Genomic DNA, 12,887 nt, shown 5'->3' with positions numbered 1-12,887 from the left:
TGCCGCGCGTCACGCGCTCAACACGGGCCGACGCGCTTCACGCTTCGCATACGCGCCGGGCGTCACGCGGAATTTCGCCTGGAACAGCGCGATGAACGACGATGTCGAGTCGTAACCCAGTCGCGCGGCCACCGTGCCGATCGGCTCGCCCGCGTCGAGCAGCGGCAGCGACGCGAGCAGCCGCACGGCCTGCCGCCATTCGGTGAACGACAGCCCCGTGTCCTGCCGGAACAGCCGCGACAGCGTGCGCCGCGTCGCGCCGACCTGATTGCCCCATTCGTCGAGACTGCGCGTATCGCCCGGCGCCGCATGCAATGCGCGCGCGATTTTCAGCAGGCGCGGATCGCGCGGCAGCGGCACCGTGAGCGGCGCGGGCTGCATGCGGGCGATCCGGTCCGCGATCACGCACACGAGCGCACCGTCCGGCCCCGTCTCGTCGTAATTCACCGGCAATTCGCGAGTCGCGATCACCAGCTCGCGCAGCAGCGGCGTCATGCAGAGGATCGTGCAATCGTCGTTCACGTCGCTCCGTGCGATCGCCGCATCGAGATACAGGCTGTGGAACGCGACGCAATCGCGCGTCGATACCGCATGCGGCACGTGCGGCGGAATCCACATCGCATAGTGCGGCGGCAGCAGTTGCCGGCCCGACGGCGTCGACACCTCGAGCACGCCGCTCGTCGCATACATTAGCTGGGCCCACGGATGACTGTGCGCATCGACGCTCACGTTGCCGGGAATCCCGAAGGCGCGCACGTACAGCGGCCTCGGCAGGCGCGCCATCGGCGGCACTGCGTATGGGTCGCCGGGTTGTCCTGCCAGCAACATAAGACGTCCTCCGAAGGTCATTGCACGAACGAGCGCGATGCTACCGTGGCGGCTCTTCTTTCACACGGCTTCCGTTCATGAGCGCTCATACCCGCACCACCCGCAAGACCGTCACCGCGATCCGCTCGACCAAAGGGATCGGCAGCCTCGTGTCGCTGACCGCGTATTCCGCGCCAATGGCAAAACTCGTCGACGACGTGGCCGACGTGATCATCGTCGGCGACTCCGTCGGCATGGTGCTGTACGGGATGCCCGATACGCTGCGCGTCACGCTCGACATGATGATTGCACACGGCGCGGCCGTCGTGCGCGGCGCCGCGCAGGCGTGCGTCGTCGTCGACCTGCCGTTCTCCACGTTCCAGGAATCGCCCGCGCAGGCGTACCGCTCCGCCGCGCGGCTGCTCGCCGAAACCGGCGCGCAGGCCGTGAAGCTCGAAGGCGGCTGCGAGATGACCGATACGATCCGCTTCCTGACCGAGCGCGGCATTCCGGTGATGGCGCATGTCGGCCTCATGCCGCAGCAGGCCAACGCGACGGGCGGCTTTCGCGCGCAGGGGATGGACCCGCTTTCGGCCGCGCAGGTGTTCGACGCCGCGTGTGCGGCCGAACGGGCCGGCGCGTTCAGCGTCGTGATCGAAGGCACTGCCGAGGCGCTTGCGCGCCACCTGACCGGAACGCTGACGATCCCGACGATCGGCATCGGCGCATCGCCCGCGTGCGACGGGCAAGTGCTCGTGACCGAGGACATGATCGGCGCGTTCGACGCGTACACGCCGCGCTTCGTGAAGCGTTACGCGGATGCGAACGCGGTGATGCGCGACGCGATCCGCCAGTACGCGCATGACGTGCGGCACCGCGTGTTTCCGGAGCCCGCGCATTGCTTCGGATACGGGAAGCCGCTGCAACTGGCCGATGCGGGCGCAACGGTGTGACGTAAGACGAATGACGCGTTCACCTCACGCTATGCGCGCTTGCGCATCGCATGCGTGACCCGCGCGTTCGCCTCGAACTTCGCGCGATGCGTCGAGAAGAACGTCCGCACGTTGCGCACGTTCGATGCGCCGGTGAACAGCCGCCGCGCGAACTCATCGTATTCGGCGACGTCGGCCAGGTCGGCCACCACCACGAAGTCCGGCCCCGGCGACACGCGGTAGCACTGCGTGACCGCCGGCTCCGCACACACGTAGGCTTCGAACGCATCGTAGTCTTCGGCCGTCTGCCGGTCGAGGCTGATCTCGATCAGCGCCGTCACCGCCGTGCCGATCGCGACCGGATCGAGCACCGCCACCTGCCGGCGGATCACGCCCGCTTCCGTCAGCCGCCGCACGCGGCGCATGCAGGTCGGCGGCGACGACAGCGCACGCTCGGCCAGTTGCAGGTTCGACACCGATGCGTCGTCCTGCAGGATCGCGAGAATGCGCAGGTCGAGATCGTCGAGCGTGATGCCGGCCATCGGTGGCTCCTTCCGGTCAGGGTGTGAAATTTAATTTCAATATGATAGCCTATCGCCGATTCGTTTCACTTATCCGTGTATTTTGAAATTTAATTCCACATTCTCGCCTCTACCATCGCTGTCATGGGTCCAGACAGGACATTTACGGAGCGCGATATGTGTGGAATTGTCGGGGCGGTTGCCCAGCGGGACATCCTGCCGAACCTCGTCGACGGGCTGAAGCGGCTCGAATACCGCGGCTACGATTCGTGCGGCGTCGTGGTCTATCGCGACCGCGCGCTGGCACGCGCGCGCAGCGTCGACCGCGTCGCCAACCTGCAGCGCGAGATCGCCGCGCACGCGCTGTCGGGCTATACCGGCATCGCGCATACGCGTTGGGCGACGCACGGCGCGCCCGTCACGCTCAACGCGCATCCGCACTTCTCGCCGAGCGACGACAACGCGCGCATCGCGCTGTCGCACAACGGGATCATCGAGAACTGCGATCAACTGCGCGCGGAGCTGCAGGCGCACGGCTACGTGTTCGCGAGCCAGACCGACAGCGAGGCGATCGCGCACCTGATCGATCACCTGTACGACGGCGACCTGTTCGACGCGGTGCGCCGCGCGGTTGCGCGACTGCGCGGCAGCTACGCGATCGCGGTGATGTGCCGCGACGAGCCGCACCGGATCGTCGGTGCGCGCGACGGGATGCCGCTCGTTGTCGGTGTCGGCGATGGCGAGAATTTCCTGGCGTCGGATGCGATCGCGTTGTCGGGCATCACCGATCGCATCGCGTATCTGGAGAACGGTGATGTCGCCGATATCCAGCTGCATCGCTACTGGATCGTCGATGCGGCCGGCCAGCGCGTCGAGCGCGCGGTGCAGCGGGTGGCGGCGCACAGCGGCGCGGCCGATCTTGGGTCGTATCGTTACTACATGCAGAAGGAAATCTTCGAGCAGCCGCAGGCGGTGGCCGATACGCTGCTCGACGTCGCGTCGATCATGCCGGAGCTGTTCGGCGACGACGCGTGGCGCGTGTTCAACGACGTCGATTCAGTGTTGCTGCTCGCGTGCGGCGGCAGTTATCACGCGGCGCTGACCGCGAAGTACTGGATCGAGAGCATCGCGAAGCTGCCGGCGAGTGTCGAGATTGCGAGCGAGTTTCGTTATCGCGACAGCGTGCCGAATCCGCGCACGCTGGTTGTCGCGGTGTCGCAAAGCGGCGAGACGGCCGACGTGCTCGGCGCCGTGCATGTCGCGAAGCAGCGCGGGATGATGCATACGCTCGCGATCTGCAACGTCGCGACGAGTGCGCTGATGCGCGAATGCGCGCTGCAGTTCGTCACGCGTGCGGGGATCGAGATCGGGGTGGCGTCCACGAAGGCGTTCACGACGCAGCTCGTCGCGTTGTTTCTGCTCACGCTGGCGCTTGCGCAGGTGCGTGGGCGGTTGAGTGAAGACGACGAGAAGGCGCATCTGCGTGCGCTGCGGCATCTGCCCGATGCGATGTCGAAGGTGCTCGCGCTGGAGCCGCAGATCATGGGCTGGTCGGAGCTGCTCGCGCGACGCGACAACATGCTGTTTCTCGGACGCGGGATGCATTATCCGATCGCGCTCGAAGGCGCGCTGAAGATGAAGGAGATTTCGTATATCCACGCGGAGGCTTATCCCGCCGGGGAGTTGAAGCACGGGCCGCTGGCGTTGGTCAGTCATGAAATGCCGGTTATTGCGGTGGCGCCGAATGATGCGCTGCTCGAGAAGCTCCGGTCGAACATGCATGAAGTCAGTGCGCGCAATGGCAGGCTTTTTGTGTTCGCGGATGTGGACTGCGGGTTGGTGCCGAGTGAAGGAATCGAGGTGATTCGGCTCAACGAGTACTACGGGCCGCTGTCGCCGATTCTGCATACGGTGCCGATGCAATTGCTGGCTTATCACGCGGCGTTGGCGCGGGGGACGGATATTGATAAGCCGCGGAATCTGGCGAAGTCGGTGACGGTGGAGTGAGGGTACGAGAGGCCTCGCGTAGCGCTCTTCATTGATGGATTGTGATGCAGGTCGACCGGATGGTTTGGCTCGGCGACCTTGCTCAGGAGCTCAAGAGAGATAAGGACCTTCCTGTCGAAGGACTCGCCTCGGTGAACTTATCGCATATCTGAAAAGCGAAAATGCCCGTCGATGAAGGGTTGACCGCATTGCAGCAGGCGCACTGAATTTTCGGCTCTCAATCAGACACTCTTCCCATTGCGGGCGGCCGGTCCAACACGTCACGGGGCAGCGCGCGCCGGAAACGGACAATCATATTTCCCAATCATCTGTATAAATATACAGCAATGACTCTATACTGCGAGGGTTGAACTGCGGGGATTGTGTGTCGTCGCTTTCGAGCATCGAGAAAACGCGAGCACATGACAGAAGCATGGCTATTTCGCAGCAACCGCAGGAAGCCCGATAAAATCGCAACCAAATTGAGAGGTCGAATAATGAGCGGCGGGCAAAGCAAGATTGAGTGGACGGAGCGCACGTGGAATCCAACGGTTGGGTGCACGAAAATTTCCAAGGGCTGCAAGAACTGCTACGCCGAAGGCATGGCGAAGCGATTGCACGCCATGGGCACTCCTGGCTACGAGAACGGGTTCAAACTGACCATTCTGCCGAATCGCTTGGACGAGCCGTTGAAGCGCAAGAGTCCGACGGTGTATTTCGTCAATTCGATGTCCGACCTGTTCCACCGCTCGGTTCCTGATGCCTACATCGCGCAGGTATTCGACGCGATTCGCGCGTGCCCTCAGCACACGTTCCAGATTCTCACAAAGCGCGCTGAGCGCCTCGCGAGCTATTGCAGCCGCCGTGATATTCCGGCAAACGCCTGGCTCGGTGTGACCGTAGAGGACCGCCGGTATGGGGTCCCTCGCATCGATGAGCTGCGCGCAGTGCAAGGCGGTGTACGCTTTCTGTCCGTCGAGCCACTGCTCGAGGACCTTGGAACACTAAATCTCGAGAACATCGACTGGGTCATCGTCGGAGGGGAGTCCGGTGCGAAGGCGCGCCCGATGCTGGAAGAATGGGTGCAGAACGTCAAGATCCAGTGCGAGGAGCAAGGCGTAAAGTTCTTCTTCAAGCAGTGGGGTACATGGGGCAGCGATGGTGTACGTCGCTCCAAGGGCGCGAATGGGCGGCTCCTCGAAGGACGCACCTGGGACGATATGCCCGACCGAGTGCGGCTTACGTGAAGAAGTTTCGCTGGGGCGAGTATTCGATGATGTCGGAGGGTTTGTAGTGCTTTGACGGCCGCCGCACTCTGTCGTCTTTATTCGACACCACAACACTCCCGGAGGCGTGCAAGCCCCGGATAACCATTTGCAGCCGAGTTTCGTCTGCAATAGTGTTGGAAATGTGGTCGGTGAGCAGTTGCCGAACGGTGAGCGGCTGCTGCCGGCCTGACAGAACGCGGCCAAGGTCTTCCTTCAATGTCTCGATGCAGAGCTCTGCCCCACCAGCATCGAAGAGGATCGACTGACCAGTATATTGCTCGTCCCGTTTCGGGTCGTAGCCAAGCATGAAGAGTCCCGGCTCGAGTTCGTGTCCGAACTCGCTCGAGTGCGCCCAGTGCAGCGACTTCATCACATCGTGGGCCTTGTACTGCTGCGACAAGTGCACGAGCCAGTAGCTCCACGGATTTGCCGAGTCTGGTCGAACAAAGAACAGCGTCATGTACGGCGCGCCTGTTTCAGCTTTGATGCCATGCGCGACGTAACGTTGGAGCGCCGCTCGTCCAGACTCCGCCTTGATGTGCCCCAGTTGCTCCCAAGGGATGTACTGCTCAATGCCGATACTGCGAACGGCCTTCCGATTTGCCTCTCTGTCGCTGATGTAGGTGAGGAGCGAGTCGACGTTGAAGGTCATGATGACCTCCGCGTTCGGCAGCTCGGTCATCAGCCACCGAAGCTTGTCCATCGGAACAGCGTTGTAGCTGTACTGATCGAGCAGAAAAATAGCCCGGCCGCCGCCTCGGCGTGCTTTTATGCGCCCGACTATTATCGGCAGCTCGTCGAGAAATCCACCATTCAGCACTTTTGACCGCTCAAAATCCTGTTGCGCGATGGCACCTTCCGCTCGCCGCCGTTCCAAGTGCTGACACAGATACTCCGCAGATTCCCGCTTTTTCTCCACGAAGAAGAACTCAGTATCCACTTCGCGCAACGTGCGCCGACCGACATTGAGGGTGGCTCGCGCCAGGTGGGCCCCCCTCATCATAAGCAGAGGCGTGCCATCAACTGATTTGGCATCTTGGTTGAGGTATTCCCCGCCGCCGGCAAACCCGTCGACCAACGTCAAAGTTAGTTTGGGCATGGTCGGCAAACTCATCAGGGTTTCGATGTATTGCTGAACATACGCTTCGACAATCGAATGCTTAACGGCGCTGTGCTGGTCAAGAATCGGCGGAGGATGCCCGACCTGCCAGAAATACTTGTCTTCTGTCTTTGCCATTGTTGGTGTAATGCAGGGCTCTTGGTCTCTCGAAAGGTTATCAGGTTTTAGTAAATATTTCGAAATAACGGCATACTATTTGACATCCCCATTGAGCCCCCCAAAAATACGGGACAAAAGCGTGGCCTCAAAAAACGACGAGATTGTTATGGACCCGGCTGACGGTCTGCCGGTCATGAAGGTCGGCCCTTGGTCGGAAGACAAACATGTGGCGCTGTCCCGTTATGTCGACGCAGCCCGGAAAGCTCGCGCAAAATGGCCATATGCCTCGTTTATCGATCTTTTTTCGGGGCCAGGACGAGTCATGAACCGTGAATCTCGGGTTATCTCTGATGGCGGCGTGCTGTCCGCCTGGCGCATGTCGAAACGCGGTAGAGCGCCGTTCAACGAGATATACATCGCCGATGCCGATGCTGAAAGCGTGGAGGCTTGTAGCTCGCGACTTTGCGCTGCGGGCGCCAAAGTACAGGCATGTGTGGGCAATGCGTCCCAGACCGTTGACTGGGTGCTCGGGACGCTTCCGAGGGGATTACATTTCGCCTTCCTCGACCCATTCAACATCGAGCACTTGGACTTCGAGATTATCCGCAAGCTTGCCTCTCGGCCGAACATCGACCTCCTGATTCACTTCAGTGTAATGGACGTTCAGCGAAACATCGGTGTCGACTTCAATCTGGCCAGCTCAAGATTGGATGCCGCCGCGCCGGGGTGGCGCAACAACTTGCGGCTGAAAGAGGTTCCCAAGCGCGAACAAGTCAGCGTGTATCTTGAGTATTGGGAATCGCTCGTCACGGACCTGACTAAGATGCAGGTTGCCCAGTCTAAGCCGCTATTCGTCAACATGAACAAGGGGCCGCTATATCGCCTCATCCATCTTGCCCGTCATCCGCTCGCTACGAAGCTTTGGAATGACGCTGCGTTGCCGACATCGCGCCAGCAATCGCTGCCTGGAATGTGATTACTAGGCGTACGGATGCTGTCGTTCGCCGTGACTTGGACGAGACCGACGCTCGCGGAATCCACCGGGGAGACCTGATGGCACAGTCGTCCAACCTGTGGTCGGGCTTCAGGTGCCCCGCGCCGACCGACGGGGCGCTGGGGTTCGCGCACTACCGGAAGCCCGCAAACGGGTCCTGAAATGCACCCACATCGCCCCGCCGGCCCTCGGTAGGCAACCGCTTGAAGCGAAGGCTAGAATGGCGTTTCACTGACCGACCCGAGGGAGCCGAAAGACATGCTCTCGACGACCATGTCCGTTCTACCGCGCTTCCCAAGTTAGCTATGCTCGTGTCATCGAACTGACGGCGAAGGCTGCGTTCGACTACCTGCGCGTGGCAATCGCAGACGGCCGTCGGTGCCCTGAACCCTGAGCGTTCCACCTTCTCTCTATGATTTCATTCCAGCAGGCCGTCAGCCTTCGCGAGATTGAAGCCGAATACGATGCGGCTGGCCACGACCCGATTTTGCGGATTCCACTCTCCCTTCGGTACGGCGGTGCAGTTGGCGTCCCATCGGCGTTGATGCAGTACGTCGCGACGTGGTCGCGCCTTCAGGCGAATTCCGCGCTTCGACTGTACGGAAACGTTGACAGCAATCCGATGGAAGCCCTGGCGCAAGAGCCTCACGGGCTGGTATCCACATATTTCGCCGGCTCAGTCGAAGTGCCGGGACGTGAAGACCCGTTATCGACACGGGAGGCACTGTCGTTTGGTGTCGGCAGAATCCAGGCCATGCAGGAGAGTCAGTTCCGCGACACGATGCGCGGCAGAGGGGTCTTCCTCTGTTGCTTTGCACGGGCGAAGAACGAATATCTCCTTCCGTTCTATAACCGGCCGCAGCCCGGTGCGCTGCGCTCGCGAGCGGATTTCGTCTGGCTCACCTCGAAGATAATCACTGCAATCGCGCCCGCGGCGGAGTGGAAGGTTTCCGAGGAAGCCAATACCTCGATTGGGACGTTGATATACGAGCTCTTCAAGAACACCGATGAGCACGCCACCGTCGACGAGGACGGGAAGCCGTATGTCAGAAACGTACGGGCGCTCATGGCAAAGTTCATTTCCTATGACCGCGATGCTCAACACGAGCAGGTGGTCTCCGACGACGCGGTGTTTAACGAATACCTCGCAGAGCATTCTGCGGCTCACGCGGCGGCGGGGCCCGGCGGAGATTCCCCGCTTCAGCGTACGTCGTTTTTGGAGTTGACGGTGCTCGACACTGGCCCGGGCCTCGTGCGTCGCTGGATGTCACGATACGGCGCGCCGTCGGCAGGCACTCTCTCCATTGACGAAGAGGTCGACATTGTTCAGCGGTGCTTCGCTCTGCACCAAACAACGAAAGACACGAATGCGAGCGGTGGTGGGCTTACCTATGTACTCAAGACACTGAGCGAGTTGAACGCATATCTCCGACTCCGCACGGGACGGATTTGCCTCGTCCAGGATTTTTCGAACACACCCGCCGGCGTATTTGAGCCAACGCATTGGCTCGAAGACCAGAGAGAACTGAGCCACACCGTAGGCGCGTCGTACTCCATTGTGATTCCCATGACGACGGCGGTGTCGCGATGAAGGGTTTTTTTGCGTTTGATTGCGTACTCGAAAGCAGTTCGCCGCTCCGAAACTTCCATTTCCTCTTCAAGCCACCAGGCACGTTCAACGTAGCAAACCTGGCCGATGCCATTGAGGCCGGCTTGCAAGGCATCCATCCGCCGGACGTGGTCGCCATCATTTGCGAGACAGGGGAAGCCGCTGAGGTCAAGAAGGCGTTCGAGCAACCGCTGCTCGTCCAGGCTTCGAACCGTACGTCGAACAAAGTTTGTCTTTGTATCTGCTCATTTGGCCATGACGGTACCATCAAGCAGGTGGATGCGCTCACCAACCCGGTTGCCGACCTGGAACGGTTGTTCCGCGGCCAGACCGCAGCCATCCGGACCGCGGGTCTCAAAGAACTGTTTTCGGCCAGGCACGTTTCCGTCGTTGCGCCGCCGGGCTTCACTTTCGTCAAACCATCTCAAAAGCGCTCGACGCACTTCTTGCGCGCCGAAGAAGCGTTGACCGAAGTTGAGGGAGTCCAGTTCCTCGCGTTCGCCCTGCTCGAAAAGCTCTGCAATCGCGCCCGGAAAGTTGGGGCGAAACTCGATGTGATTTTCGTCGACACGATGGGAATTGCTGCGGTGGCCTACGCCCTACGTGACATGTACTGCACGTTGTTCGACGTTCCAAAGCCTCGCGTGGTCACATTCCATTCTCATGACGGGATAGATAAAATCGATGCACCACTTCATGGCACGTCGTTCACGCTCATCTCGGCATCATCGTCGATGAATCTGGAGCGAGATTGGAAACAGAAGGTGAAATGCGACGCCACCGAAGTCGTCACGCTTCTGACGCTGCTCGACGCGAAGGACGCCAAGGACGCTCTCTTTGCACTTCCGGCTCCCGCAGGCCTCGATGACAAACCGCACCATAAACACCTGAAGGACCTCCCAATCGTCGGCGAGCGATTCGCTCCAGAGGACTTGTTGCCGAAGTCGGTCCTGCTCCGAAAGAAGCAACATCGACTGCAAGAAGTCTCTGATTTCTGTAAGGCCTTCGGTCTGAACGGCGCGCTCGCTGTTCAAGCTCGTGGCCCGATTCCAACCGCCAAGGTCCGCCCCATTTATCTCGATGGACGGAAGCTGTTGGGCGACCTTGGCTTCAGGAGTTTCGCCGACAAGCTGGTGAGTCAGCAGACCCCCGCATCGGTGAGCGCCATCGTCTATCAAGCTGATGAAGCGTCGCATGAGATTGCGAAATACTGCGCTGCGAGGCTGCAGGAGGTTATGAATCGAGCGACTCCGCTCACTCTGATAAGCGATACCGAAATCGAGTCTGGCGACGCCGAGCTGGACGGCACCGCCGGGATTCTGGTGGTTGCAGCGGTGGTGGGGCGTGGCACGCGTCTCCTTTCGATAAGCCGTGACTTACGCGATGTTCACTCGGGCGCGCGCACCTACTTCATTGGGGCCCAGATTGCGGAGACCGCAGCTCAGCTCTCCGCACTTCCGTTGAATCTGAAACACTCGGCTTCCGAGGCAGAAATCAGAATCGAGAGATTTAAGGGCGTCGCCGTTGGGCAAGGCATCGACGAATCGTTCCAGGAAGAGTTACAGACGCTGCGAAACATTCGACGGCGGTTGGGCGACCCTTTCGCTGTGCGCCTAGAGCGACTTGCCGGCTCTGCGGACGGCTTGGGGAACGCGGTCTTCATGCCCCGCGACGACAGTCTCGTTACGGATATGCGACTCCGTCCTGATTTCGCGTACTGGGACGGTTTCTACGAGGAAGAGCAAGACACAAACGCTGCTGTTCTGGCGACGGCCGGCGCGCTTCTCCAGAATGCCAGAGAGGGGAAAAAATTCACGAGTGAAAGCGACCGGCTCGCCACCGACGCATTCCAGCAGGTCATCCTCAATCCAGAGAACTTTACCCGGTACAACGATGGCGCAATCCAAGCAGCACTCTTGCGCTGCGCGCGACCCAGCGAGCTGGACTACTCGCGAGAAGCGAGCGCCAGCCAGTTCATGCTGGACCTGTTGGCAAACATCTTCGAGCAGCACAACCGGCGACAAGGCGAGGCAGCGTGCGAGTTTGCGTTCGCGCTGTACACACGCAAATTGCGCCTCCAGCAACAGCACCTTGATGAGCTGAAGGCTCGCATTCAGCCAAAGCTGGAAGGCTCCACCCACAAGCTTCGCCTGCTCCGAATCCTGTTTGAATTTGACGCGATGCCGGCAAGCGATACCCTTCCCGACGAGTTCTGAACGGGGCATCGTCAGAGTCATCGCCAGCTAACATGGGTGACTAACGGAGACATCCACGACCTTGCAGGAACCTCCGTAGCAAACGCGAGAGCACTCGGGATTATTCAGCATGAGCGCGCCTGGGGGGACCGTGAAGCCGCGGCACTGGGCTTCGAAAAGCGAAACGCGATGCCTGCCGTCCCCGTATCGCCGCGGGTATCGAGTTCGGTCAACGATTCATACGCAGCCCGGTACCGCGCCAGAAAGGCCGCCAGCAAGGAAGCCAAAGCCGAGTCGCCGGAAAGATAGGGTGTCTCGATTTGCGGCACAGCCGAGCACAATAATTCCGCATCGCTCGGGACGCGGCCAGTATGCAGCGTAGTGCCCGCGTCGCATCCCGCACACCGGGCTCTGTAGAGCCCAGGAAAGTCACTCACCGCCAGGGAAATCTCGCCAGGCGGACGCAACCCCTTTTAATCCCGATGTGCGAAAAATCGTGTTCGACGTCGTTTGCATCGAATTTCTGGGGAGTTGGCACAAGGTCAGAAGCGCTTACGCGGAAGACAAGGCGTTGATTGGATGGAGGAATTTTTGGCGGGCAACCATGGAATCTGATGTGTAAAGGCTTCTAATCTAGAGAGCCACGCGCGCATCTGCGATCATGCGATTAACCGGCTTGCCGAGCTTGCGCTCCGAGCCGTCGCCGATCAATTGAGCTGCGGCACATGACGATCACGAGATTAGCCGTTAGACCCCACGAGACGAGCCCCCGTATGGATCTGCACAGAACGCTGATAGTGGGAAATTCGGGCTCCGGAAAAAGCTGGCTCGCCGAACGAATCGCGAATCGCTTGGCGGCGCCCTGTGTCGACCTGGATTCGATTCATTGGCTTCCGGGCGGATACAGCGTTGCTCGGGAGCGCAACGATGCCCTTCAATTACTGCGAGATGCCGCGAAAGCTGATCGATGGGTCATCGAAGGCATTTACGGTTCGCTCGTCAATGAGATCCGCGACGACTCCACCGCGCTGATCTGGTTGTGCCTCGACGAAGCGGAATGCGTTGAGAATATTCGTCAACGCGGTATTCGTCGAGGAGGAGACGCGGCGTCATTCGCCGCGTTGCTGGATTGGGCCTCGTCGTATCGAAGTCGTCAGGGATCGAGTTCGTACGTTGGCCACCAGAAATTGTTTGAGGAATACGGGGCCGACAAGCGGATTCTTCAATCACGCGATGACGTACTGGCCTTCCTCCATCGTTGGGACGCGCAGTCTTCCTAGACTCCGCGGTGCGTCAATCGGCGCTCCAAGTCACCGCGGCGAGTCAAGACGGCGTCGGATCTCGCGCGTGAAATGC

The 12,887-nt window shown here is 60.4% G+C and carries 10 protein-coding genes; 7 read left to right on the top strand and 3 right to left on the bottom strand.

From position 1 onward, the window contains the following. Positions 1-9: 9 nt before the first annotated feature. On the bottom strand, positions 10-828 hold the full coding sequence (locus tag LMA02_RS17485) for an AraC family transcriptional regulator (protein WP_228908906.1): 819 nt from the start codon (positions 826-828) through the stop codon (positions 10-12). 77 nt (positions 829-905) lie between these two features. Between LMA02_RS17485 and panB the strand changes: the two genes are divergently transcribed. Continuing rightward, on the top strand, positions 906-1,760 hold the full coding sequence (gene panB, locus LMA02_RS17480) for a 3-methyl-2-oxobutanoate hydroxymethyltransferase (RefSeq protein WP_166721622.1): 855 nt from the start codon (positions 906-908) through the stop codon (positions 1,758-1,760). Between the two features lie 29 nt (positions 1,761-1,789). Here the strand turns inward: panB and LMA02_RS17475 are convergent, their stop codons facing one another. Next, entirely contained in the window at positions 1,790-2,281 is a 492-nt protein-coding gene (locus tag LMA02_RS17475) for an Lrp/AsnC family transcriptional regulator (protein ID WP_021160045.1), read from the bottom strand. Positions 2,282-2,437: 156 nt separating this feature from the next. On the opposite strand from LMA02_RS17475, the gene glmS reads away from it, so the two are divergent. Beyond that, complete coding sequence (gene glmS, locus LMA02_RS17470; RefSeq protein WP_228908905.1) at positions 2,438-4,267, top strand: glutamine--fructose-6-phosphate transaminase (isomerizing); 1,830 nt, start codon at positions 2,438-2,440, stop codon at positions 4,265-4,267. 401 nt (positions 4,268-4,668) lie between these two features. Next, on the top strand, positions 4,669-5,493 hold the full coding sequence (locus LMA02_RS17465) for a DUF5131 family protein (protein ID WP_228908904.1): 825 nt from the start codon (positions 4,669-4,671) through the stop codon (positions 5,491-5,493). Here the strand turns inward: LMA02_RS17465 and LMA02_RS17460 are convergent. Continuing rightward, positions 5,486-6,751 (bottom strand): three-Cys-motif partner protein TcmP, encoded by a 1,266-nt coding sequence (locus LMA02_RS17460; protein WP_228908903.1) that lies wholly within the window; start codon positions 6,749-6,751, stop codon positions 5,486-5,488. The genes LMA02_RS17465 and LMA02_RS17460 overlap by 8 nt on opposite strands. A gap of 148 nt (positions 6,752-6,899) precedes the next feature. On the opposite strand from LMA02_RS17460, the gene tcmP reads away from it, so the two are divergent. The 4 genes from tcmP (at position 6,900) to LMA02_RS17440 (ending at position 12,811) form a co-directional block, all read left to right on the top strand. Next, positions 6,900-7,709 carry a three-Cys-motif partner protein TcmP gene (gene tcmP, locus LMA02_RS17455; RefSeq protein WP_228908902.1) on the top strand — a complete coding sequence of 270 codons (810 nt, stop codon included), beginning with the start codon at positions 6,900-6,902 and terminating at the stop codon, positions 7,707-7,709. A 430-nt stretch (positions 7,710-8,139) separates the two neighbouring features. Continuing rightward, positions 8,140-9,318, top strand: a complete 1,179-nt coding sequence (locus LMA02_RS17450) for a hypothetical protein (RefSeq protein WP_228908901.1) — start codon at positions 8,140-8,142, stop codon at positions 9,316-9,318. Further along, positions 9,315-11,552: a hypothetical protein gene (locus LMA02_RS17445; RefSeq protein ID WP_228908900.1), complete on the top strand. Its 2,238-nt coding sequence runs from the start codon at positions 9,315-9,317 to the stop codon at positions 11,550-11,552. The genes LMA02_RS17450 and LMA02_RS17445 overlap by 4 nt, the downstream gene beginning before the upstream one ends. Before the next feature lie 752 nt (positions 11,553-12,304). Beyond that, a complete protein-coding gene (locus LMA02_RS17440) occupies positions 12,305-12,811 on the top strand; it encodes an adenylate kinase (protein WP_228908899.1) in 507 nt (168 codons plus the stop codon). Positions 12,812-12,887: the final 76 nt, after the last annotated feature.

It is taken from the genome of Burkholderia sp. B21-005, from assembly GCF_020843965.1.
In the GTDB taxonomy this organism is placed as follows: Bacteria; Pseudomonadota; Gammaproteobacteria; order Burkholderiales; family Burkholderiaceae; genus Burkholderia; species Burkholderia ambifaria.
This window is presented reverse-complemented; position numbering and strand designations above follow the sequence as displayed.